A 22,176-nucleotide genomic window follows, 5' to 3' on the forward strand; every position below is an offset into this window, starting at 1 on the left:
CCCGCAAGAGCTGAGTCATGTCGCTATCCATTGTAGGAGCCGCGCCCCGCGGCGAATAGTTATCTACCTAGGTATCGCTGACAGGTAAAATTTCTCCACGAACCGAGCGCGCCAATACCGAGCATATGTCTTTTGTCATAGGCAGCTCGCAAACAATCCAATCCAGACAAGGGCTTACGTCAACTGCCTCTATCGTGCGCTATCTGGTGCACAATTTTCTGGTGGGGTGTCTTTTAGGCTGTTCAAAAGCTGATCAGCATGCTAAAACCCTTCTATCGAGTGATCTAGCCACTTGAAAAAGAAGGGAAAACCATGACCAAGTCGGAGTTGATCGAACGGATTGTCACCCATCAGGGGCAGCTCTCGAATAAAGATGTCGAGCTGGCAATCAAGACCATGCTGGAACAGATGTCTCAGGCGCTGGCCACCGGGGATCGTATTGAAATCCGCGGCTTCGGCAGCTTCTCTCTGCACTATCGTGCTCCACGCGTCGGTCGCAATCCGAAGACAGGTCAGTCGGTTCGCCTGGATGGCAAGTTCGTCCCGCACTTCAAGCCGGGTAAAGAATTACGCGATCGTGTAAACGAAGATGAATGACCCGGCCTTTGCCGGGTTTTTCTTGGGCGTCGCCTGAGTCATCTCCTGCCTCCGCCTTCTTTTGCCGGCCGTCTTCGCGCCGTTCATATCGCGCCCGTTGCTTGACCTGAGCGACTGCCGTGTCAGAATTCCCGCCGTTTCTGGTTCCCCGAACACACTCACTCATCACTTGGTTAACGGACTAACCTGATGCCATACCCTCAGATTTTGCATCATGGCGCTACGGACGGCGTCACCGGCTCCTGCCATCAACTGCTCATGGATGCCCGTCACAGCCTCCTGATCGACTGCGGCCTTTTCCAGGGGGAAGAGGCCTCAGCAGATGGGCGCTCCGGTGCCGACAGGCTGGCCATCGAATTCCCGCTGGACGGTATCCAGGCGCTGCTGGCCACGCATGTGCATATTGATCATGTCGGGCGCATTCCCTACTTGCTGGCGGCCGGTTTCCAGGGGCCGATCCTGTGCAGCGAACCGTCGGCCCGGCTTCTGCCCATCGTGCTGGAGGATGCCTTCAAGCTGGGCTTCAGCCGTGACCAGAGGCAGGTCGAGCGCTACCTGTCGCTGATCGAACAGCGCATCATCGCCGTGCCATACGACACCTGGTTCACCCTTCAGGATACCGAGCACCTGCAGTGCCGCCTGCGCCTGCAGCGAGCCGGGCATATCCTGGGATCGGCCTATGCGGAAATCGACCTGCATTACCCTGCCTCCGAAGAGAGCAAGCGCATCGTCTTTTCCGGTGACCTGGGGGCATCACACACGCCGCTGCTGCGACCGCCCGAATCTCCCGAGCGGGCCGATACCCTGATCCTTGAAAGCACCTACGGTGACCGGCTGCATGAAGATCGGCAACGCCGTCGCGAACGCCTGCGTCGCGTGATCGAACGGGCGCTTGAGGACAAGGGTACGGTACTGATCCCGGCGTTCAGCATCGGACGCACCCAGGAACTGCTCTACGAACTGGAAGGCATCCTGCATGAGCAACGAGCCGGTGGTGCTGGGGGGAAGGGCGATAATATCTGGGCCAATCTACCGATCATCCTCGATTCACCCCTGGCCAGCCGCTTCACCCGGGTCTATCGCGAATTGCAGCCGTTCTGGAACGACGAAGCACAGCAGCTGCTGGAAGAGGGGCGCAAGCCGCTGGGTTTCGAGCAACTGCTGACCGTCGACAGCCACCAGGAGCACCTGGCCATGGTCCGTCATCTGGCGGACAGTGCACGGCCCGCTGTGGTCATCGCCGGCAACGGCATGTGCTCCAATGGTCGAATCATCAACTACTTGAAAGCCATGCTCGGCGATAACCGGCATAATGTGCTCTTTGTCGGCTACCAGGCACGGGGAACACCCGGCCACGCCATCCAGCTGCACAGCCCGAACGGCGGTTACGTCTCCCTGGACGGGGAGCGATACACCATACGGGCAGGTGTTGACAGCATTGGTGGGTACTCGGCGCATGCGGATCAGGAAGGGTTGGTCGGCTTCGTTACGGGGATGCGTGAGTGGCCAGGCGAAATTCGGCTGGTGCATGGTGATAACCCTGCACGAACAGCTTTGGCGCAAAGGCTGCGTGAGCGCTATGCCTGTGAGGGGCACCAGGCGAAGATAATCTTGCCCGGCCAGCTATAAAGAAAACCCCTTGTGAAAGGGTTGAGGTTCTAGATTCCCCGGGGCGCGCCGTACCGTGATCGGTGGGCTTTCGGGCATACAGATATTCCAAGAAACCTGAGTAGTTTCAATGATATATTTTTCGTTTGGAACTTGATGGGGCCCGGAATGGAATCGGTGTCGTCATCAGCTGATGAGTACCCATCACAACAGGTTCAATGTCTCATGAAACCAGCTACTCCCGTTCAGCCCGTCGTCTTGTGTGGTGGCGCAGGTACGCGTTTATGGCCCTTATCGCGCGCAGGATTTCCCAAGCAGTTTCTCTCCCTGGTCGGCAATGACAGTCTGTTTCAGCAGTCCATCAAGCGCCTTCTCGGTGTAGGCGAGGCCGAGGCTTCTCCTTGCATGCCCTACATCGTCTGCAATGAAGAGCATCGCTTTTTAGCCCAGGAGCAGTTGCGAGAGCTGAGGGTTGATCGAGCCACTTTCCTGCTTGAGCCCAATGGGCGTAATACTGCTCCTGCGCTGACGCTGGCCGCTCTGGCTGCGCGTGATGCAGGGGATGATCCAGTCCTTGTCGTCACACCCGCTGATCAGGCCATCAATGATGACGACGCCTTTTGCCGTGCGGTGCGCCAAGCCGTTGAGTCGGCGGATAAGGGAAATATCGTCATCCTAGGTATTACCCCCGACAAGCCTGAAACCGGCTACGGCTATATCAAAGTGAGTGCCTCCGAAGAGGCTGTAGCCGCAGTCGAGCGCTTTGTAGAGAAGCCCGACAGGGACACCGCTCAGGCCTATCTGGATGAAGGTGGCTATTACTGGAACGCCGGTCTGTTCGTGCTCAAGGCGTCCGTGTGGCTGCAGGCCTTGGAGTCCTTTCGGCCCGATATTTTTCAGGCGACCTTGGCCGCCTGGGCAAATAAGCGAATAGACGGCGCATTTATTCGTCCTGAGAGTGAGGCTTTTTCGGCGATCCCCAGTGAGTCTGTCGACTACGCCGTCATGGAAAAATGCCCCGGCAGTAGTTTCCCGATCAAGATGGTGCCCTTGGATGCCGGCTGGAGCGATCTGGGTGCATGGGATGCCGTCTGGAACGTATCGCCCAAAGAGGAGGGCGGCAATGCGCTCAAGGGTGATGTGCTGATAACCGAAAGCCGTAATTCGCTTGTGCATGCCAACAGCCGCCTGGTGGCATTGGTCGGCGTGGAGAATCTGGTGGTGATTGAAACGGCAGACGCCGTTCTGGTCGCGGACAGAAGCCGTTGCCAGGAGGTCAAGCAGATCGTGAGTCTGCTCAATCAGCAGTCTCGGGAAGAACTCAGCCTCCACCGGAAGGTTCATCGTCCTTGGGGCTGGTATGACAGCATCGACGAGGGGGGGCGCTTCAAGGTCAAGCGCATCCAGGTCAACCCCAAAGCCAGCTTGAGTCTGCAGAAACATCACCATCGCGCCGAGCACTGGGTCGTTGTTCAGGGCACAGCAGAAATCACTCGGGGCAGTGAAACGCTGTTACTCAGCGAAAATCAGAGCACCTACATTCCCTTGGGCGACATTCATCGCCTTTCCAACCCCGGCAGTATCCCCCTGGAGATCATTGAAGTGCAGTCTGGCAGCTACCTGGGCGAGGACGACATCGTGCGTTTTGATGACCAGTACGGGAGAAGTCATTGAAAATCGCCATCGCTGGCCTTGGTTACGTCGGCCTGGCCAATGCCGTTCTGCTGGCACAGCACAACGAAGTCGTAGCTGTGGATCTCGTCCCTGAAAAGGTTGACTTGCTGAACCGTCGTCAATCGCCCATCGAAGATGCGGAGATTCAGGAGTTCCTGGATAACAAGTCACTCAACTTCCGAGCGACGCTCAATAAGAATGAAGCCTATGACGGCGCTGACTTCGTCATCATTGCGACGCCGACGGACTACGACCCGAAGACCAATTACTTCAATACGCAGTCCATTGAGGCGGTTGTCCGTGATGTCGTTGCCATCAACCCCAGGGCAGTGATGGTGATCAAGTCCACTGTTCCCGTGGGCTATACCGAGCGAACTCGGCAGGCTCTGGATACTGAGAACCTTATTTTCTCCCCAGAGTTTTTACGTGAGGGGAAGGCGCTGTACGACAACCTATACCCTGGCCGAATAGTTGTAGGTGAGCGCTCGAGCAGGGCGGAGGTGTTTGCAGGGCTCCTGCAGCAGGGCGCGGTTAAGCAGGGTGTACCTGTGCTATTCACTGATAGCACCGAGGCGGAAGCAATCAAGTTATTTGCGAATACCTACCTAGCAATGCGTGTAGCTTTTTTCAATGAGCTAGACACCTATGCGCTTACACACGGCCTGGATACTCGTCAAATCATTGACGGTGTGTGTCTGGATGCGCGTATAGGTAGCCACTACAACAATCCCAGTTTTGGCTATGGCGGGTATTGCCTCCCCAAAGATACAAAGCAGCTGCTGGCTAACTACCAAGACGTACCGCAGAACCTGATTCACGCGATTGTTGAAGCAAACACTACCCGCAAGGATTTTATTGCAGAAGATATTCTGCGACGTAATCCGAAAACGGTAGGGATTTACAGGCTGGTTATGAAGGCTGGCAGCGACAATTTCCGCGCATCTGCCATCCAGGGCATTATGAAGCGTCTCAAGGCCAAAGGTATAGACGTCATAATCTTTGAACCTGCACTTGCGGATGCAGAGTTCTATCGCTCTCGAGTTATGAGGGATTTGGCGGCATTTAAGGCAGAGGCGGATATCATCATCGCCAATCGTTGCAATGCAGTGCTCAATGACGTAGCTGATAAGGTCTATACGCGCGATCTGTTTGGAGGAGACGCATGAAGGTCTTGGTAACAGGAGCTGCTGGCTTCATCGGAATGCATGTAGCAAAGCGGCTGCTCGAACGAGGTGATGAGGTTTTTGGCGTCGACAATCTGAATGACTATTATGATCCCCAACTAAAGCAGGCGCGACTGAAGCAACTTGAACAATATGAGGCATTTTTCTTCTATAAAGGAGATATCGCCGATGTTGCCTTTCTAAGCAAGGTTTTTTCTGATGTAAGGCCGGAACGGGTTGTTAACTTGGCAGCTCAGGCCGGGGTTCGCTATTCGCTGAAAAATCCAAATGCCTATGTTCAAAGTAATTTGGTTGGCTTTGTCAATATTTTAGAAGGCTGCAGGCATAACGGAGTGGAGCACCTAGTATACGCAAGCTCTTCCAGTGTCTATGGCGCGAACAAAAAAATTCCATTTTCTGTAAGCGACAATGTGGATTATCCCGTTTCCTTGTATGCGGCTACGAAAAAATCTAATGAGTTAATGGCGCACAGTTATAGTCATCTATACGAGTTGCCAGTGACAGGATTGCGATATTTTACAGTGTATGGCCCTTGGGGTAGGCCTGATATGGCGCCTTGGCTATTTACCTCTGCGATCCTAGAGGGGCGACCTATTGATGTATTTAATCATGGCAAGATGCTTCGGGATTTTACTTATATCGACGATATAGTCGATGGCACAGTATGCGTGCTTGATCAAGTTCCTTCACCAAAGCCACAGAAGGTTTCCAATGAGTTTGGCTCATCAGTAAGTCATGCGCCTTATCGAATTTACAATATTGGAAACCATACGCCAGTTGAGCTTATGGATTTTATAGAGCTCCTTGAGGGCGTGCTTGGTATTGAGGCGGTAAAAAACTATCTGCCAATGCAAAATGGAGATGTGCTTGCTACATATGCAGATATAGATGCTATTAATTCTGCTGTGGGGTTCGAGCCTAAGACTGCGTTGGCGGATGGTATTAAGTCTTGGGTGGGTTGGTACAGGAATTATATAAGCTCATGAGCTTTGTTAATGCCCTGAAGTGGTCGTTTCTTGCGGAGTTTGCGACTAAACTTGTTCAACCATTGCTGTTTATTGTCTTAGCATGGTTTCTTACGCCAGAAGATTTTGGTGTTATGACTGCCGCAATGATGGTTGTTGCGTTCTCTCAGATATTTTGGGAAGCAGGAATGAGTAAAGCTCTGATTCGGCAACAAACAGAATTGGCTGTTGCGGCTAATTCAGCTTTTTGGATAAATGTTGGCCTAGGGGTCGTAATCGCTATTACACTGTATGGCTTTTCAAGTTCAATAGCGCTATCTTTTTTCCAGGACGATCGAGTAACCGCTGTCTTAAAAGCAATGACTGTGCAGATTATTTTTGGTGCATTATGTTCTGTGCAAATTGCTTTATTACAGAAGGAAATGAGCTTTAAAAAATTATTTTGGGTGCGTTTTGCCACCGTTATTCTACCAGGAATGGCATCGGTTCCATTGGCTTGGTACGGTTGGGGGTATTGGGCTTTAGTGATGGGTACCTTGGCTGGACAGCTTGTTCAAGTTGTTATGCTCTGGAGCATTAGCACTTGGAGGCCCAGGCTAATTTTTAAAAGTGATGTCACTCGAGATATGGTGCGATTTGGCTCTTGGGTGGGATTAGCCGGATTTCTAGCTTGGTTTTACCAGTGGGCCGACGCTCTAATAGTTGGCGCTTTTTTAGGCGGCCACGAGCTTGGCCTTTATCGTGTTGGTAGTTTATTGGTTATATATGGTTATGCAATCGTTTCTGCGCCTGTACTTCCTGTTTTTTATTCCTGGCTCGTTCGTGAGGCGAAGCAAGATATTTCACTTTCATTGAGAAAAATTGTTAATGTTTTAGGCGGGATTTTTCTCCCTTTGGGCTTTTTTATATACGGTATTTCAAATTGGGCAGAATCCCTATTCTTTGAAGATGTATGGGCGGGAGTCGGCCAAGTAATAGGTGTTATTGCTTTGGCTCAGGGACTATCTTGTTTGTTTGTGGCAAATTCCGAAGCCTATAGGGCGGCTGGTTCTCCTCAGTACGAGGTCTACCCTATGGCCATAGGTGTTGCTGTGTTTCTTCCTGCGTATATTTTTTCTGTTGAGTATGGATTGGAGGCTTTTCTTTATGCTCGGCTTCTTTGTGTTGTTGCCTTCGGAAGCTTAATTCATGCGGTACTGGCACATAAATGCCTGGGCATAGAATCTTGGTTTTTTATCAGATATATAGCGATCTTTTCGGTATCGCTAACGTGCTTGATTTTTGTAGAGCACTTTTTTGATGCTGCTTGGATAGGTGCTATAGTCTCAATCATCATGGCTTTTTCTTTGTTTGTGTTTATATGTCATATGAATCGGGGTGCATATAGTGAGATTTTTGCTTGGATGTATAATGCGTATTTTCGAAAGAATTAAGGGCAGGTTTATACAGTTTTCTTCTCTTGCAAGGGTGTTGGTTTTACGTTTGCAGGGAGTTCAGGTCTCTTGGTCGGCTCATGTGAAGTGGAGCGCAGAGGTTTCTTGTATGGGCGGAGAAATTTCTATCGCCGAAGGTTGCTTCATTGATAAAGGAGTAATTTTGCGGGCCTATGGCGGCAAGATAAGTATCGGAAAAAACTGCTCTGTTAATCCATACTGTGTTCTTTATGGGCATGGCGGATTGTTGATAGGGAACGGTGTGCGCATTGCGACACATTCGGTGTTTATACCATCTAACCATAACTTTTCTGATCCCGATTTGTTTATTTATCAGCAAGGCGAAACAATGAAAGGGATATGCGTAGAAGATGACGTTTGGTTCGGTGCAGGTGTTCGTGTGCTAGATGGTGTAATAGTAGGGCGAGGTAGTGTTATTGGTGCAGGCGCGGTAGTAAACCGAACGCTTTCTGCCAGCGGAGTTTATGTAGGTGTTCCTGCAAAAAAAGTCAGTGAAAGAGGGACTGTATGAAATTCTCCTTTTCGCAAGTTAAGGGTAAAGTAAAAAAGCTGCTTTATATGATGCGGCATCCACGCTTGATTAGTGCTTTTGGAGTTGAATCACATCTCACTATGAAGGAACGTATTGCGCTTAATAAGTTGGCTTTAGGTAAGCGTAATATATGCGAGATTGGCTCTTATATTGGCGCTTCGGCATGTTGTTTTGGGGCTGCTGTAAAGGATGATCAAGCTGCTCGGATTCTATGTGTGGATACATGGAACAATGATGCTATGACGGAGGGGCATCGTGATACGTGGAGTGAGTTCAAGAAGAATACGGAAAAATATTCTAGAAAAATAGTTCCAGTTCGCGGATATAGTACACAGGTCGTTGAAGTTGTTCGGTCGACTGTTTCTGAGCTTGATTTGCTTTTTATCGATGGCGATCATTCGTACGAAGGTGCAAAAGCTGATTGGGAATATTATAAGGTTTTTTTAAAACCAGGAGCTGTTGTCATTTTCCATGATTATGGCTGGGCTGAAGGAGTACAGCGTGTTGTTCACGAAGATGTGATGCCGCTCGTTGAGCAGCATGAAAGCCTACCGAATATGTGGTGGGGCGTATTGGCGAAGAATCCATGATCTCCGTTATTATCCCTACACGAAACCGTGCTGACCTGTTGGCGCAGGCGCTGGAGTCTATTTCCTCTCAAAGTTTAGACAGCTCTGCATTTGAAGTCATAGTGGTTGATAACGGGTCGACGGATGCAACGTCAAGCGTAATTGAGAGTTATCAAGGCCATATTCGTAACTTGGTAGGTATCTATACGCCAGAGCCTGGTTTGCACAATGGGCGTCATGCAGGAATGTTGTCCGCCAGGGGAGAGATACTCGTCTTCGCTGATGATGATATCGAGGCGCTGCCTACTTGGTTGGAGAGTATTGCTGAGGCTTTTCAAGATGCAGATGTGGCGATGGTCGGAGGAAATAACTATCCGAAATTTCTTGAAGAGCCGCCTCTTTGGCTAAAGCGGCTTTGGCAGCGCTCTGATGCTCAAGGTTATCATTTCATTCCGTCGTTGAGTGTTATTGAGTTCACCCGTGTTCCCGGGGATATTTCACCTTATTTAGTTTGGGGCTGTAATTTTTCAATTCGTAAAGATGTTCTGCTCCAGGCTGGAGGATTTCACCCCGACGGAATGCCTCAAGAACTTATCCGTTTTCGTGGCGACGGAGAAACTCACGTTTCGCGTTTTGTTGAAAATTCGAAAATGAGGTGTGTATTCCACCCAGGTGCTTCGGTATTTCACAAAGTTACGCCGGAGCGGATGACATTCCGCTATTTTTATCAGCGCGGGTATAGTCAAGGCGTTTCTGATTCATTTACAAGTTTGCGAGAAAATCAGCCTGACGTAGCCCCCAAGTCAATGGTCATTTTTTTTCGAAGAGCTGCCGGGTTCGCTGTCCGTAAAATTAGTGATCTAATGAGCGGTAGAGATCTTAGAATGGCGTTGGCGGAACTGAAAAAAGGGCATAAAGCCGGTTTTTCCTATCACCAGAAAGCCTATCGCGAAGACCCAGAGGTTCGCGCTTGGGTGCACCGCTCAGTTTATTATTAAGGATATGCGACCCATGATAGAGAAAATTGTCTGGGATGGAAAAATGCTTGCCCTTCTGCTGCGTGCAGATTATCGGGAGGAGGGTATTCATTTTTTTACCCCCGGTGATTACTCGCAGCAACTGGGTTACATGAATCGTCCAGAGGGATATGTAATTCCTCCACATGTCCATAATGCCGTGCCGCGTGAAGTTCAATATACCAAGGAAGTATTGTTTATCAAGACGGGTCGTGTTCGCGTTGATTTTTATGACGAAGATCAGAATTATCTTGAAAGTCGAACCCTTTTTCAGGGGGATGTGATACTGCTGGCCTTTGGTGGACATGGATTTGAGATGCTTGAGGCAAGTGAAATTATTGAAGTCAAGCAAGGGCCCTATGCGGGTGAAGCGGATAAAACGCGCTTCGATCCAATATCGATTGACCAGGTGAGGTTGAAATAACATGGCTTTTATTCCCGTTAATGAACCTCTCTTGAATGGTAATGAAAAAAAGTATCTAACAGAATGTATTGATACTGGATGGATTTCTTCCGAAGGACCTTTCATCAAGCGTTTCGAAGACGAGTTTGCTATCAGCGTCGGGCGTACGCATGCAATTGCTGTTTCCAATGGTACTGCTGCTATAGATGCTGCGATAGAGGCACTGGGGTTGGTGTCTGGTGACGAGATTATATTGCCAACATTTGCCATCATTTCTTGTATTAGTCAGATTGTTCGCTCCGGTTTGGTACCGGTTCTGGTTGACAGTGATCCGTTGACCTGGAATATGGATATTAACCAAGTTGAAGAGAAAGTTACTTCTCGAACCAGAGCAATTATGGTCGTTCATATATACGGCTTGCCGGTCGATATGGATCCGTTATTAAAAATTGCTCAAGATCACGGATTGAAAGTTATTGAAGATGCAGCTGAAATGCACGGGCAGACCTACAAAGGGCGTCCTTGTGGTAGTTTCGGAGATGTCAGCATTTTTAGTTTCTATCCGAACAAACACATTACTACTGGTGAAGGCGGAATGATCGTCACGAATGACGACCGCTTGGCTGATGAGTGCCGTAGTTTACGCAACCTGTGTTTCCAGCCTCAAAAGCGTTTTGTTCATGAGCGTTTGGGGTGGAATCTGCGTATGACGAATTTGCAGGCCGCTTTAGGTGTTGCTCAGCTTGAACGGCTTCCGGAGTTCGTACTACGCAAGCGCGAGATGGGGGCGAGCTATCAGGCCGGTCTGTCTAATGTTGCTGGCTTGCAATTACCTCTGGCAAGTACCGTTTATGCCGAAAATATTTATTGGGTCTTCGGCATGGTGCTTGATGCCAATGTTCCGTTTGATGCAGAAGAGGCCATGGGGCGTCTTGGTAAGATGGGGGTGGGGACACGTCCATTTTTCTGGTCGATGCATGAGCAGCCCGTATTCAAAAAAATGGGGCTTTTTAGTGGCGAACATTACCCTGTTTCCGAGAATCTCGCTCGACGAGGCTTCTATATTCCTAGCGGTTTGGGGTTGACTCAGGAGCAACAGGTTAGAGTCATTGAATCCGTTCGCGAGCTTATGGATATTTGATGCAATGAAAGTTTTTGATCAATATGCCCGCTATTATGACCTGCTTTACCGAGATAAGGATTATCGTGGCGAGGCAGAGTTCGTACTTTCGGTATTGCGTGCTCACGCAGACGGTAAAACATCTGTATTCGAGATGGGTTGCGGTACAGGCATTCATGCTCAGCTTTTTGCTGAGGCTGGGTATGAAGTGCATGGTATCGACCTTAGCGAAACGATGCTTGCTACCGCATCGAAAAGGCGAGACTCGTTATCCTCCGAATTACGTGAGCGCTTGAATTTTTCTGTTGGTGATGTACGGAGCTACCGAGCTGGCCGGAAATTCGATGTGGTGCTCTCTCTTTTTCATGTTTTTAGTTATCAAACAGACAACACAGACTTGCAGGCTGCATTTGCCACAGCGAATGTTCACCTTGAGAGAGACGGGATACTAATCTTTGATTATTGGTATGGCCCTGCGGTGCTCACTCAGCGCCCGGAGACAAGGATCAAACGGCTACAGGATAACGATTTTTCCATTTTGCGTATTGCTGAGTCTCAAGTAAACGAGCAGCAATGTGTTGTAGAAGTAAACTACGAAACTTTCGTAAAGGCAGATGACACTACTGAGATCATCCGAGAGACTCATCGCATGCGATATCTGTTTCTGCCAGAAATAGAATTGTTCGCTGAGCTTCATGGCTTTGAGGTGATTCATCACCGAGAGTGGCTGGGAGCGACAGCTCCGTCGTCAAACTCTTGGGCAGGATTCTCGGTGTTGAGAAAAAAATGAAGATCGGTATCGTTTTGGAGCAGCGGCTACATAGCGGTGGTGGCTTTCAGCAAGCACTCAATGCCATCAGGCAGCTGATACGTATATGTCCTTCTTGGATGACTGTTGAGGTGTTTACAACCGTTGCGGAAAATGCAGCACATCCCTCTTTGCAGGGAGTCAGTGTGCGCTATGTACGCAGGGGGCTGCTGGAGCGTTTGCGAGTGATGGTGTTGGCGCAGTCGTCTCCATTAACAGACTCGTTGGTCATTCGCACGCGACCTGTAACTAAGCTGGAGCGGGAGATGATTGCTGCGCAGGTGGACCTTGCCTATTTTGCTGGTCCTTCCAGTTATGCGCTCGCATTTCGTTCTCTCTCTTACGTTTTAACTGTCTGGGATCTGTGCCATCGGGATCATCCAGAGTTTCCAGAGGTTTCAGAAAATGGAGAGTTTGTTCGAAGAGAAAATCTGTATCGCCATGCTATCAATCGCTCATTTTTAACATTGACAGACTCAGAAGAGTTAAGTCGCCGAGCTGTTCGTTGTTATGGCACGGATTCAAGTCGTCTGCTAGCGATGCCCTTTCAGCCTGCAGCATTTTTTAATAACCAAAACTCAGTTGATCTACAGAGCCTGTCTCGCCGGATGGGCTTGCCTGAAAATTATTTATTCTACCCTGCTCAGTTCTGGCCACATAAAAATCACGTTCGAATTGTGCAAGCTTTGGCTTTATTGAAAGAGCAAGGAAAGTATTATTCAGCTGTTTTTTGTGGCGGTGAGCAGAGTAACAAAGCACACGTGAAAACTGTAGCGGAAAAGTTAGGCGTGGCCGATCAGATATTGTTTACAGGTTTTGTTGATGAACAAGACATGCGTGGATTGTATTCGCTTTCTAAGGCTCTAGTAATGCCTACCTATTTTGGGCCTACCAATTTACCGCCTCTTGAAGCGTGGGGAGCGGGCAAACCCGTCATTTACTCTATATTGTTAAGTGAGCAAGTAGGAGACGGTGCGTTGTGTGTTAGCCCGGATTCTGCTTTTGAACTGGCTGGCGCAATAGAGCGTATATACGACGATAATGATCTTCAAAAAAAGCTTGTGTCCGCGGGTTATGAACAGTTGAAGAAAGTAGATGCGTTACGTTTCGACGCTGAATTAAGACTTTTGGAAAAACTTGAAGTGTTTAATAATAGAAGAGCTTGCTGGGGAACAGTGCAATGACAAAAAAAGCCCTCATCACTGGCATCACTGGGCAAGACGGTTCTTACCTTGCCGAATTTCTCCTGGAAAAAGGCTACGAAGTTCACGGTATTAAGCGTCGTGCATCTTCGTTCAATACTCAGCGTGTAGATCACATCTATCAAGATCCGCATGTAGAGCACGCACGTTTTCGCTTGCATTATGGCGACTTGACAGATACCTCGAATCTTATTCGGATTTTGCAAGAAGTTCAGCCGGACGAATTGTATAACCTAGGTGCTCAATCACACGTAGCTGTTAGCTTCGAGTCACCTGAATACACCGCCGATGTGGATGCTATGGGTACGTTGCGGTTATTGGAAGCCATACGTATCCTTGGGTTGGAGAAAAAGACCCGTTTTTACCAAGCATCCACCAGCGAACTCTATGGTCTCGTGCAAGAAGTACCTCAGAAAGAGACGACTCCATTCTATCCGCGAAGCCCTTATGCTGTGGCTAAGTTGTATGCCTACTGGATTACTGTTAACTACCGTGAAGCGTATGGCCTGTATGCCTGTAACGGCATTCTTTTCAACCATGAAAGCCCTCGCCGTGGTGAAACATTTGTCACACGTAAGATCACCCGCGGATTAGCCAATATTGCACAGGGACTTGAGAATTGCTTATACCTCGGTAATCTCGACGCTTTGCGTGACTGGGGGCATGCCAAGGATTATGTGCGGATGCAGTGGTTGATGCTCCAACAGGAGAAGCCTGAAGACTTTGTTATTGCTACCGGCGTACAGTTCAGCGTGCGTCAGTTTATTGAGTGGTCAGCGCTTGAACTCGGTATTACTCTGCGCTTCGAGGGATTGGGCGTAGAGGAAGTTGCGATTGTTTCCTCTATCGAGGGTCAGAAAGCTCCAGGTCTTAAAGTTGGCGATGTAGTTGTTCGTGTCGATCCGCGTTATTTCCGCCCAGCTGAGGTAGAAACCCTACTGGGCGATCCTACGAAGGCCAAGGTGTCGCTTGGGTGGGTCCCGGAAATCACTGTTCAAGAAATGTGTGCAGAGATGGTGGCTGAGGATCTTAAAGCTGCCCAGCGACATTCTTTATTGAAAGCACACGGGCATGATGTACCGGTTTCGGTGGAGAGCTGATGGGAATGTCCGACGATCTTAACGCACGTATTTTCGTCGCAGGCCATAGAGGCATGGTCGGCTCCGCTATTGTTCGACAGCTGATGGCTTTGGGCTACCAAAATATTGTTACTCGTAGTCGCAGCGAACTTGATCTTTGCAGTCAGGCGGCTGTAGATGCTTTCTTTCAGAACGAGCGTATTGATCAGGTCTATATGGCGGCAGCCAAGGTAGGCGGCATCCATGCCAACCATTCTTACCCAGCTGAGTTCATTTATGAAAACCTGATGATCGAGGCTAATATCACTCACAGCGCGCATGTCGCAGATGTACAGAAACTGCTCTTTTTGGGGTCGTCCTGTATTTATCCTAGGCTTGCTCCTCAGCCAATGGCCGAGGATAGCTTGCTTACGGGGCCGTTAGAGCCGACCAATGAACCCTATGCGCTCGCCAAAATAACGGGCATCAAGCTGTGCGAAAGCTACAATCGCCAATATGGGCGCGATTATCGCAGCGTAATGCCAACCAACCTTTATGGCCCCGGCGATAATTACCACTCTGAAAATAGTCACGTAATTCCCTCGCTTATCCGTCGTTTTCACGAGGCCAAGCTGCGTGGGGATGAGCAGGTGGTCGTTTGGGGTACTGGCGAACCACGTCGCGAGTTTCTGTATGTCGACGATATGGCTGCTGCGAGTGTTCATGTCATGAACCTGTCGACTGATCGGTGGCAACAGTGCGTAACGCCTATGTGCTCGCACATTAACGTGGGATTTGGGCACGATTACAGTATTCGCGAAGTAGCTGAGCTGGTTGCTGCGGTAGTTGGTTATTCCGGAACTCTCCGCTTTGATACCTCCAAGCCTGATGGCGCTCCGCGCAAACTGATGAGTAGCGCGAAGCTGTTATCGCTTGCTTGGCAGCCGCTGGTTCAGTTGGAAGAAGGGCTTGGAAAAGCATACAACGATTTTTTGAAGTCTCACAATTATGAATGAGCGAGCTACGATCAGTATAGTTACCGCCACCTACAATGCTGTCGATGTTTTGCCCGAGCTTGTAGCGTCTTTGCGTGCTCAGACGGATCAGGATTTTGAGTGGGTCGTTGCGGATGGTGCATCGACCGATGGAACCTTGGATCTGCTTTGTTCGATTAAAGACTTGAATCTGAAGATTGTTTCTCAAGAAGACTTTGGTATTTACGATGCGTTAAATCGAGGGATTAAAGCAAGCTCCGGTGATTATTATCTGGTCGTGGGGGCGGATGATGGGCTGTACCCGGAAGCAATAAGCATCTATAGAGAGTCTTTGACAGCGAATGCTGATTTCGTAACTGCATCTGTCAGCTTTGATGGCCATGTGAAGACAGCAGGGCGCGGCAGCGCATGGCGCGTAGGTCAGTTTGCATATTTTTCCAGCCATGCTGTAGGCGTGCTTATCAATCGAGCCTTGCATGATAAATTTGGATTTTATTCCAGGCGCTATCCTATAGCGGCAGATCAATTATTTTTGCTGGCCGCTATAAAAGGAGGCTCGACAATCACAGTCAGCCGCAAGGTGGTTGGTTACTTTGGTACGGGTGGATTAAGTTCTTATGATCTGCTTGGGTCTATTACGGAGCTTTATCGGGTTCAGGTCCAGGTTGGACACAATGTCATAGGGCAAACGATTTTGTGCTGTGCTCGTTTGGCGTGGTATTCGCTGAAATTGCTTCGTGCTCGAGGCTGGCCGGCTGCTAGCTAATTGTTCGCGCCCTCAGGGGAAGGTGTTTGATGAAGGTTGGTGTGGGTTTAAAAAAGCATGCTTATACTCCTGAGGCTTATGCGTACAAGAAATTCCTTGAGCAATCCAAGGTCGATGTTCAACTGGCGCCGGAGGAAGAACTCTGTTCTGACAACGAAGTAAATATTTATTTTATGGGCCTGCGCCCTTTTTGGCGGCGAAAGGCTTCTGGTGCTGCTGAGGTGCATGAGTATCAAAGCCTTTCCGTGGCACCATGGCCGGTACTCAAGGATACAGTAAAGAAAATCGTTAACGGCCAGCCTGGCGGGCGCATTTTCTTGAATGAAGTCGTTCGAGAGAATTTGGGGTTTGGATCAAGCGTTCCCTACATTTTGCGAGATATGGGCGTGGATGCCGCGCTTTTTCAGAAGCCAAATGCTTGTCCAGACTTCGACATAATTTATTCAGGTTCTATTGCCGGACGTACTGGGTTGGTTGAGGAATTTCAGCGATTATTGGCGCTTGGGTATAAGCTTCTTATTGTCGGTGAGGTTGCTGCTTCAGTACATGATCTGTTTCGTGAGAATGCGAATGTCGAGTTTGCGGGAAGGGTTTCTCGCGATGATCTGCCTAGGCTATACAGTCGAGCGTGGGCTGGGTTGAATTACACGCCGGATCTATACCCATTTAACATCCAAACCAGTACCAAAACGCTAGAATACTTGGCGAGTGGGTTGGTTGTTTTTAGCAATAAATATCATTGGGCTTCGAAGTTTTCTAGCGATCACGGTGTGCGCTTTTTATGGCTTGATGAATTGCAGCACCATGTCGATATTTCTTCCAATCGTATCAGTGATGATTTTTTTTTCGATGCGTCTGAATTTATGTGGGATAGCATTCTGGAACGATCAGGCTTTTTAAAATTTATCTCCAGTGTGCGTGAGTGAAGGCGCTTTAATGGTTTTTTTGGTTTTTCTATGAAAGTTGTCTTTGTCATAACACGCTCTGATGTGATGGGGGGCGCCAGTGTTCACCTTCTAGATCTTGCTGCAGGCCTGCAGTCTCGTGGTTATGACATTACTATTCTGGTTGGTGGGCAGGGTGTTTTTCTGCAGCATGCGCGAGACCGATCGTTAAAGTGCATCTCTTTGAAACATATGATCAGAGAGATCGACCTGCTTGTTGATGTTAAGGCGATATTCGAGCTACATGGTGTGCTAAAGCGCTTGAAGCCAGATCTGGTTCACTTGCACTCCTCAAAGGCCGGAATTATTGGGCGCCTTAGCGCTATAGGGCTGACCGCGCCTTGTATATTTACGGCTCATGGCTGGGCATTTACCGAGGGCGTATCCCCAAGGCGTCGCTTCCTTTATCGAGTTATCGAACGACTCATTGCCCCGCTGGCAAAACGGATCATTACTGTCTCCGACTATGACAGGAGCCTCGCCTTGGCGGAGCGGGTTGCGCCATCAAGCCAGCTTGCCGTGGTGCATAACGGCATGCCCGATGTTCCGGCCGAGATACGGGCTCAGCGGGCCGCGACGGGAGACGTCGTACGTTTTGTTATGGTCGCTCGTTTCGAAGCGCCTAAAGATCAGGCGGCCTTGTTGCGTGCCTTTGCGTCTATCTCTCCAGTGCGTTGGCATCTTGAGCTGATTGGTGATGGACCGCAGATGCAGGCTGCGATTGATCTAGCTGCCAACCTGGGTTTTGCCGACAACGTGACATTTTCCGGAGCCTGTACTGATGTCTCGGCAAGGCTGTCGACGTCAGATGTATTCGTCCTGATATCTCATTGGGAAGGTTTGCCGCTGACGATTCTCGAGGCGATGCGCGCCGGATTGCCGGTCATCGCGTCCGATGTGGGCGGCGTCTCGGAGGCTGTGCTTGAAGGGAATACCGGTTATCTGGTCAAGCGAGATTCCACTGCTTTGCTGGTCGAACGCCTTGAATTGCTGCTTGCGGATGCCGGCATTAGGCGCCGCATGGGCGAAGCAGGCCGGCATCGATATGAGTCCGAATTTACGTTTTCCTTGATGCTGGATAAAACCATCGCAGTTTATGAAGAGGCGTTGTCCTGACCATGCGAGTTTTGTTGACAGGAGCCAGCGGTTTCGTCGGCAGTGCGTTATTGCGGCATTTTTCTCAGCGTGAACTGGATCTGGTGGTCGCGGTACGTACTGCAGGCTACACCGTCAGTGGCTCTGCACGAGTTTTCGAAGTGGGTGACATAAACGCCGAGACGGATTGGAGTTTGCCGCTCAACGAGGTGGATGTTGTTGTTCATGTCGCGGGGCTCGCGCATCTGACGTTGCCAGCTTCTGTGGAGGCTTTGGCTGCTTTTCGTTCCGTCAATGTCGATGGCACGCTGAACCTCGCTCGGCAGGCTGTTGCGGCAGGTGTTCGGCGGCTGATTTTTATTAGTTCGATAGGTGTTAATGGCTACCAAGGGGGGAGGCCGCTCACCGCTGATGACAAGCCTGCGCCGGTAGACTTCTATGCACAATCCAAGTGGGAGGCCGAGCAGGCACTTATGTCGCTCGCCGCAGAGTCTGCGTTAGAGGTAGTGATTATTCGCCCCCCCCTGGTTTATGGAGCAGGAGCTCCGGGTAATTTTGGAAAGTTGGTTCGTGCGGTTTCACGAGGTGTTCCATTGCCGCTCGGAGCAGTGCACAACCGCAGGACGTTGGTCGCGTTAGAGAACCTGGTCGATCTGATTGATGTTTGTATCACTCACCCCAAGGCAGTGAATCAAGTATTTCTTGCTGGTGATGGGGAAGACATTTCTACAACTGAGCTGTTGGTATGCGTGGCGAAAGCACTCAATCGCAGTGCTTTTCTCATACCGGTGCCCGTAGGGTTGATGGCATTCGCCGCAGGCTTGTTGGGCAAGCGTGATCGGGTTGAGAAGGTTTGTGGGGATCTCCAGGTCGATATCAGCAAAACCCGAAACATGTTGGAGTGGACCCCCCCTGTTAGCGCTCGAGTGGCGCTGAGTCGAATTGCTACGTGAACATGAGGCTCTTGATGATTCGTGCGTGTGATATTTTTTTTTCGCTACTGGGATTGGTGTTCGGTTTTCCAGTGCTTTTTATCATCTATTTGCTTGGCGTTCTGGACACCGGCTCGCCATTGTTCCGACAAGAACGCGTCGGCCGCGGCAAGAAGCCGTTCATATTGGTCAAGTTCAGGACAATGTCAGTTGACACGGCTTCTGTGGCTACGCACCTGGCGTCGTCTGCTTCGATCACTCGACTGGGGAGCTTTTTGCGGAAAACCAAACTGGACGAGTTGCCGCAGCTGTGGAACGTGCTAAAGGGCGAGATGAGCCTGGTCGGACCACGGCCGAATCTTTTCAATCAAGAAGAACTCATTGCTGAGCGCGATGCGCGAGGTGTCTATGATGTACGTCCAGGCGTCACTGGCTTGGCGCAGGTCAATCATATCGATATGTCGACGCCAAAGGCACTCGCAGAGATGGACGCCAAGATGATCCATTCGATGACGTTGCCCCTGTACTTCCAGCTTCTGGTGCAAACCGCGCTTGGGAAGGGCGGTGGTGATCGGGTGGTACGATAGCTGGAGTGAGCGTATCGGTTGGAGGTATGACTAAAGGCGCCTTCCTTCTGCCTGATGGCTTGATTGCAAACTGGCTGCCTTCAGGGGGGAAATAGTCGCTCCCATGATTGGCCATGAGTGACCTCATGCTTTTAAGGATGTTGTGATGGATGCTTTGCGACGGTTGCTGCTCAATCTGCCAAGGCGCGACAAGCGTCTGCTGCAGTTGCTGGCCGATACGGTATTGATCTGGATTGCCTTATGGATGGCCTTCGTCGTGCGTCTGGGCGAGTTCAATGTCGTGCATCCCTTTTCAGGTCACGGCTGGTTGTTCATCACAGCACCTTTGATTGCGTTGCCTTTGTTTATTCGCTTCGGGATGTATCGCGCGGTCATGCGCTATCTTGGCAACGATGCGTTGATCGCGATTGCCAAGGCTGTTTCGCTTTCAGCGTTGCTATTGGCACTGGTCGTGTATTGGTACCCAAACACGCCTGCTGTGATACCCCGCTCAATGGTTTTCAACTATTGGTGGTTGAGCCTGGTTCTCCTGGGGGGATTGCGTCTCTTCATGCGCCAGTTCTTCATGGGCGACTGGTTCGATCCAAACATGAAGGGCGGCTTCGCTCACGGCGGAGACGGGCGGGTACATGTTGCCATCTATGGCGCCGGAGCCGCGGGTAACCAGCTCATTGCAGCGTTGCGCATGGGGCGTGCTATGCGTCCTGTGGCTTTTGTGGACGATGATGATGGCATTGCCGGGCGTGTAATTGCGGGCTTACGCGTCTACAAACCCGAGCATATCCAGCGGATGATCGAGGACACAGGGGCTCAGGAAATTCTCTTGGCCATTCCCTCCGCAACGCGTGGCCGTCGACGGGAAGTACTTGAGTTGCTTGAGCAGTATCCTCTGCATGTTCGCAGTGTGCCCGGCTTCATGGATCTCGCCAGCGGCCGTGTAAAGGTCGAGGACGTTCAGGAAGTCGACATCGCCGACCTGCTCGGGCGGGATGCGGTGCCGCCGCAGAAGGCGCTGTTCGAACGCTGTATCCGTGGGCAGGTGGTTATGGTGACCGGCGCCGGCGGGTCGATCGGATCGGAGTTGTGCCGGCAGATCGTGGCGACCGGGCCGACCACGCTGTTGTTGTTCGAGCACAGCGAGTACAACCTGTACAGCATCCACACCGAGCTGGAGCAGCGGGTGCGTCGCGATTCGCTGCCGGTGCGGTTGGTGCCGATTCTCGGGTCGATCCGCAACCCGGAGCGGTTGTTCGATGTGATGCGTACCTGGAGTGTCAATACGGTCTATCACGCCGCGGCGTACAAGCACGTGCCGATGGTCGAGCACAACATTGCCGAAGGCGTGCTGAACAACGTGCTGGGTTCGACCTTCACGGCCCAGGCCGCGGTGAAGGCCGGGGTCGAGCATTTCGTGCTGATTTCCACCGACAAGGCGGTGCGCCCGACCAACGTCATGGGCAGCACCAAGCGCCTGGCCGAGATGGTGCTGCAGGCGCTGAGCGCCGAGTCTGCGCCGGTCCTGTTCGGCGCGGGCGACGCGGTTCATCACGTCAACAAGACCCGGTTTACCATGGTGCGTTTCGGTAACGTGCTGGGGTCTTCCGGCTCGGTGATCCCGCGTTTCTACGAGCAGATTCGCAAGGGCGGGCCGGTGACGGTGACCCATCCCAATATCACCCGTTACTTCATGACCATCCCGGAAGCTGCTCAGTTGGTGATCCAGGCGGGTGCCATGGGGCAGGGCGGTGATGTGTTCGTGCTGGACATGGGCCAGCCGGTGAAGATCGTCGAGCTGGCCGAGAAGATGATTCACCTCAGCGGCCTGGGCATTCGTTCGGACAAGAACCCGCACGGTGACATCGCCATCGAGTTCACCGGGCTGCGGCCGGGGGAGAAGCTCTATGAGGAACTGCTGATCGGCGACAACGTCAGCCCCACCGAGCACCCGATGATCATGCGCGCCAACGAGGAATACCTGGCGTGGGATGTGTTCCGCAAGGTCCTGGGTGATCTGCTCGCGGCGGTCGAGCGGGATGACTATGACCGTGTGCGCCAGCTCCTGCGCGAGACGGTCAGCGGTTATACGCCGGAAGGCGAGATCGTCGACTGGATCCACCTCAAGCGCCGCACCTGAGCGGCGCGCTATTGCCACTGACGAGGGCACTGCACCTTGCCCATGGCACCTGACCGGCTGAGACCATGCTCATTTCCTTCGCCGCCGATGCGGTGCTGCTGATTCACCTGCTGTTCATCCTGTTCGCCGTGCTCGGTGGCCTGTTGCTGCTGCGCTGGTCGTGGCTGATCTGGCTGCACCTGCCGGCGGCGGTATGGGGCGTCACCGTCGAAGTGCTGCACCTGCAGTGCCCGCTGACGCCCCTGGAAAACAGCCTGCGCCACGCGGCGGGTGAGGCGGGCTATGAAGGGGGCTTTATCGAGCACTACCTGGTGCCGATCATCTACCCGGCCGGGCTGACGCCGCAGATCCAGTTGTGGTTGGGGGCCTTCGTCCTGATCGTCAACCTGCTGGTGTACGGCGTGATCGGTTGGCGTGCCTGGCGCAGCCGTCGCTCGCTGCGCTCCCTGTAGGAGAGGCCTTGGCCTCGAGCTCGGCGGTCTGGGCCTCGAATAGCAGAGCTCGCGGACAAGTCCGCTCCTACGGAGCGTGAT

General features: G+C 51.2%; 22 protein-coding genes. All 22 read left to right on the forward strand.

What is annotated here, in order from left to right; genetic code table 11:
* Positions 1-312: 312 nt before the first annotated feature.
* The 22 genes from ihfB to N5C28_RS06570 all read left to right on the forward strand — a co-directional run bounded on the left by ihfB (position 313) and on the right by N5C28_RS06570 (position 22,095).
* Positions 313-597, forward strand: a complete 285-nt coding sequence (gene ihfB / locus N5C28_RS06465) for an integration host factor subunit beta (RefSeq protein ID WP_131173513.1) — start codon at positions 313-315, stop codon at positions 595-597.
* 189 nt (positions 598-786) lie between these two features.
* Positions 787-2,226, forward strand: coding sequence for an MBL fold metallo-hydrolase (locus N5C28_RS06470; RefSeq protein ID WP_279821162.1), 1,440 nt, complete (start codon positions 787-789; stop codon positions 2,224-2,226).
* Between the two features lie 204 nt (positions 2,227-2,430).
* Positions 2,431-3,879 carry a mannose-1-phosphate guanylyltransferase/mannose-6-phosphate isomerase gene (locus tag N5C28_RS06475; protein ID WP_279821163.1) on the forward strand — a complete coding sequence of 483 codons (1,449 nt, stop codon included), beginning with the start codon at positions 2,431-2,433 and terminating at the stop codon, positions 3,877-3,879.
* Positions 3,876-5,045, forward strand: coding sequence for a nucleotide sugar dehydrogenase (locus N5C28_RS06480; protein ID WP_279821164.1), 1,170 nt, complete (start codon positions 3,876-3,878; stop codon positions 5,043-5,045). The genes N5C28_RS06475 and N5C28_RS06480 overlap by 4 nt, the downstream gene beginning before the upstream one ends.
* Positions 5,042-6,049 (forward strand): NAD-dependent epimerase, encoded by a 1,008-nt coding sequence (locus N5C28_RS06485; protein ID WP_279821165.1) that lies wholly within the window; start codon positions 5,042-5,044, stop codon positions 6,047-6,049. Before N5C28_RS06480 ends, N5C28_RS06485 begins: the two co-directional genes overlap by 4 nt.
* Positions 6,046-7,461: a lipopolysaccharide biosynthesis protein gene (locus N5C28_RS06490; protein WP_279821166.1), complete on the forward strand. Its 1,416-nt coding sequence runs from the start codon at positions 6,046-6,048 to the stop codon at positions 7,459-7,461. The genes N5C28_RS06485 and N5C28_RS06490 overlap by 4 nt, the downstream gene beginning before the upstream one ends.
* The gene (locus N5C28_RS06495; RefSeq protein WP_279821167.1) at positions 7,439-7,993 is read left to right on the forward strand and encodes an acyltransferase; all 555 of its coding nucleotides are present in this window, start codon (positions 7,439-7,441) and stop codon (positions 7,991-7,993) included. Before N5C28_RS06490 ends, N5C28_RS06495 begins: the two co-directional genes overlap by 23 nt.
* Positions 7,990-8,604: a class I SAM-dependent methyltransferase gene (locus N5C28_RS06500; RefSeq protein ID WP_279821168.1), complete on the forward strand. Its 615-nt coding sequence runs from the start codon at positions 7,990-7,992 to the stop codon at positions 8,602-8,604. The genes N5C28_RS06495 and N5C28_RS06500 overlap by 4 nt, the downstream gene beginning before the upstream one ends.
* Positions 8,601-9,581 carry a glycosyltransferase family 2 protein gene (locus N5C28_RS06505; protein WP_279821169.1) on the forward strand — a complete coding sequence of 327 codons (981 nt, stop codon included), beginning with the start codon at positions 8,601-8,603 and terminating at the stop codon, positions 9,579-9,581. Before N5C28_RS06500 ends, N5C28_RS06505 begins: the two co-directional genes overlap by 4 nt.
* A 13-nt stretch (positions 9,582-9,594) precedes the next feature.
* Entirely contained in the window at positions 9,595-10,023 is a 429-nt protein-coding gene (locus tag N5C28_RS06510) for a hypothetical protein (protein WP_279821170.1), read from the forward strand.
* Between the two features lies 1 nt (position 10,024).
* Positions 10,025-11,143, forward strand: a complete 1,119-nt coding sequence (locus N5C28_RS06515) for a DegT/DnrJ/EryC1/StrS family aminotransferase (protein ID WP_279821171.1) — start codon at positions 10,025-10,027, stop codon at positions 11,141-11,143.
* Positions 11,144-11,147: 4 nt separating this feature from the next.
* A complete protein-coding gene (locus tag N5C28_RS06520) occupies positions 11,148-11,912 on the forward strand; it encodes a class I SAM-dependent methyltransferase (protein ID WP_279821172.1) in 765 nt (254 codons plus the stop codon).
* Complete coding sequence (locus tag N5C28_RS06525; protein WP_279821173.1) at positions 11,909-13,114, forward strand: glycosyltransferase family 1 protein; 1,206 nt, start codon at positions 11,909-11,911, stop codon at positions 13,112-13,114. The genes N5C28_RS06520 and N5C28_RS06525 overlap by 4 nt, the downstream gene beginning before the upstream one ends.
* Complete coding sequence (gene gmd, locus N5C28_RS06530; protein ID WP_279821174.1) at positions 13,111-14,232, forward strand: GDP-mannose 4,6-dehydratase; 1,122 nt, start codon at positions 13,111-13,113, stop codon at positions 14,230-14,232. The genes N5C28_RS06525 and gmd overlap by 4 nt, the downstream gene beginning before the upstream one ends.
* A 5-nt stretch (positions 14,233-14,237) precedes the next feature.
* Positions 14,238-15,206, forward strand: coding sequence for a GDP-L-fucose synthase (locus N5C28_RS06535; protein ID WP_279821544.1), 969 nt, complete (start codon positions 14,238-14,240; stop codon positions 15,204-15,206).
* On the forward strand, positions 15,199-15,951 hold the full coding sequence (locus tag N5C28_RS06540) for a glycosyltransferase (RefSeq protein WP_279821175.1): 753 nt from the start codon (positions 15,199-15,201) through the stop codon (positions 15,949-15,951). Before N5C28_RS06535 ends, N5C28_RS06540 begins: the two co-directional genes overlap by 8 nt.
* Positions 15,952-15,980: 29 nt before the next feature.
* On the forward strand, positions 15,981-16,877 hold the full coding sequence (locus tag N5C28_RS06545) for a glycosyltransferase (protein ID WP_279821176.1): 897 nt from the start codon (positions 15,981-15,983) through the stop codon (positions 16,875-16,877).
* 30 nt (positions 16,878-16,907) lie between these two features.
* Complete coding sequence (locus N5C28_RS06550; protein ID WP_279821177.1) at positions 16,908-18,011, forward strand: glycosyltransferase family 4 protein; 1,104 nt, start codon at positions 16,908-16,910, stop codon at positions 18,009-18,011.
* A 2-nt stretch (positions 18,012-18,013) separates the two neighbouring features.
* Positions 18,014-18,943, forward strand: coding sequence for an NAD-dependent epimerase/dehydratase family protein (locus N5C28_RS06555; RefSeq protein WP_279821178.1), 930 nt, complete (start codon positions 18,014-18,016; stop codon positions 18,941-18,943).
* Positions 18,944-18,957: 14 nt separating this feature from the next.
* A complete protein-coding gene (locus N5C28_RS06560; protein ID WP_279821179.1) occupies positions 18,958-19,509 on the forward strand; it encodes a sugar transferase in 552 nt (183 codons plus the stop codon).
* A gap of 142 nt (positions 19,510-19,651) precedes the next feature.
* The gene (locus N5C28_RS06565) at positions 19,652-21,643 is read left to right on the forward strand and encodes a nucleoside-diphosphate sugar epimerase/dehydratase (protein WP_279821180.1); all 1,992 of its coding nucleotides are present in this window, start codon (positions 19,652-19,654) and stop codon (positions 21,641-21,643) included.
* Positions 21,644-21,708: 65 nt separating this feature from the next.
* A complete protein-coding gene (locus tag N5C28_RS06570; RefSeq protein ID WP_279821181.1) occupies positions 21,709-22,095 on the forward strand; it encodes a DUF2784 domain-containing protein in 387 nt (128 codons plus the stop codon).
* Positions 22,096-22,176: the final 81 nt, after the last annotated feature.

This window comes from Pseudomonas sp. GD03944 (assembly GCF_029839275.1).
Classification (GTDB): Bacteria; Pseudomonadota; Gammaproteobacteria; order Pseudomonadales; family Pseudomonadaceae; genus Aquipseudomonas.

Bases quoted from the DNA above. Each gene is read 5' to 3' on its own strand.
- N5C28_RS06505 (WP_279821169.1), top strand. From the start codon at position 8,601: ATGATCTCCGTTATTATCCCTACACGAAACCGTGCTGACCTGTTGGCG.
- gmd (WP_279821174.1), top strand. From the start codon at position 13,111: ATGACAAAAAAAGCCCTCATCACTGGCATCACTGGGCAAGACGGTTCT.
- N5C28_RS06510 (WP_279821170.1), top strand. From the start codon at position 9,595: ATGATAGAGAAAATTGTCTGGGATGGAAAAATGCTTGCCCTTCTGCTG.
- N5C28_RS06500 (WP_279821168.1), top strand. From the start codon at position 7,990: ATGAAATTCTCCTTTTCGCAAGTTAAGGGTAAAGTAAAAAAGCTGCTT.
- N5C28_RS06545 (WP_279821176.1), top strand. From the start codon at position 15,981: ATGAAGGTTGGTGTGGGTTTAAAAAAGCATGCTTATACTCCTGAGGCT.
- N5C28_RS06470 (WP_279821162.1), top strand. From the start codon at position 787: ATGCCATACCCTCAGATTTTGCATCATGGCGCTACGGACGGCGTCACC.
- N5C28_RS06515 (WP_279821171.1), top strand. From the start codon at position 10,025: ATGGCTTTTATTCCCGTTAATGAACCTCTCTTGAATGGTAATGAAAAA.
- ihfB (WP_131173513.1), top strand. From the start codon at position 313: ATGACCAAGTCGGAGTTGATCGAACGGATTGTCACCCATCAGGGGCAG.
- N5C28_RS06535 (WP_279821544.1), top strand. From the start codon at position 14,238: ATGTCCGACGATCTTAACGCACGTATTTTCGTCGCAGGCCATAGAGGC.
- N5C28_RS06555 (WP_279821178.1), top strand. From the start codon at position 18,014: ATGCGAGTTTTGTTGACAGGAGCCAGCGGTTTCGTCGGCAGTGCGTTA.
- N5C28_RS06485 (WP_279821165.1), top strand. From the start codon at position 5,042: ATGAAGGTCTTGGTAACAGGAGCTGCTGGCTTCATCGGAATGCATGTA.
- N5C28_RS06495 (WP_279821167.1), top strand. From the start codon at position 7,439: ATGCGTATTTTCGAAAGAATTAAGGGCAGGTTTATACAGTTTTCTTCT.
- N5C28_RS06550 (WP_279821177.1), top strand. From the start codon at position 16,908: ATGAAAGTTGTCTTTGTCATAACACGCTCTGATGTGATGGGGGGCGCC.
- N5C28_RS06560 (WP_279821179.1), top strand. From the start codon at position 18,958: ATGATTCGTGCGTGTGATATTTTTTTTTCGCTACTGGGATTGGTGTTC.
- N5C28_RS06475 (WP_279821163.1), top strand. From the start codon at position 2,431: ATGAAACCAGCTACTCCCGTTCAGCCCGTCGTCTTGTGTGGTGGCGCA.
- N5C28_RS06570 (WP_279821181.1), top strand. From the start codon at position 21,709: ATGCTCATTTCCTTCGCCGCCGATGCGGTGCTGCTGATTCACCTGCTG.
- N5C28_RS06540 (WP_279821175.1), top strand. From the start codon at position 15,199: ATGAATGAGCGAGCTACGATCAGTATAGTTACCGCCACCTACAATGCT.
- N5C28_RS06490 (WP_279821166.1), top strand. From the start codon at position 6,046: ATGAGCTTTGTTAATGCCCTGAAGTGGTCGTTTCTTGCGGAGTTTGCG.
- N5C28_RS06520 (WP_279821172.1), top strand. From the start codon at position 11,148: ATGAAAGTTTTTGATCAATATGCCCGCTATTATGACCTGCTTTACCGA.
- N5C28_RS06525 (WP_279821173.1), top strand. From the start codon at position 11,909: ATGAAGATCGGTATCGTTTTGGAGCAGCGGCTACATAGCGGTGGTGGC.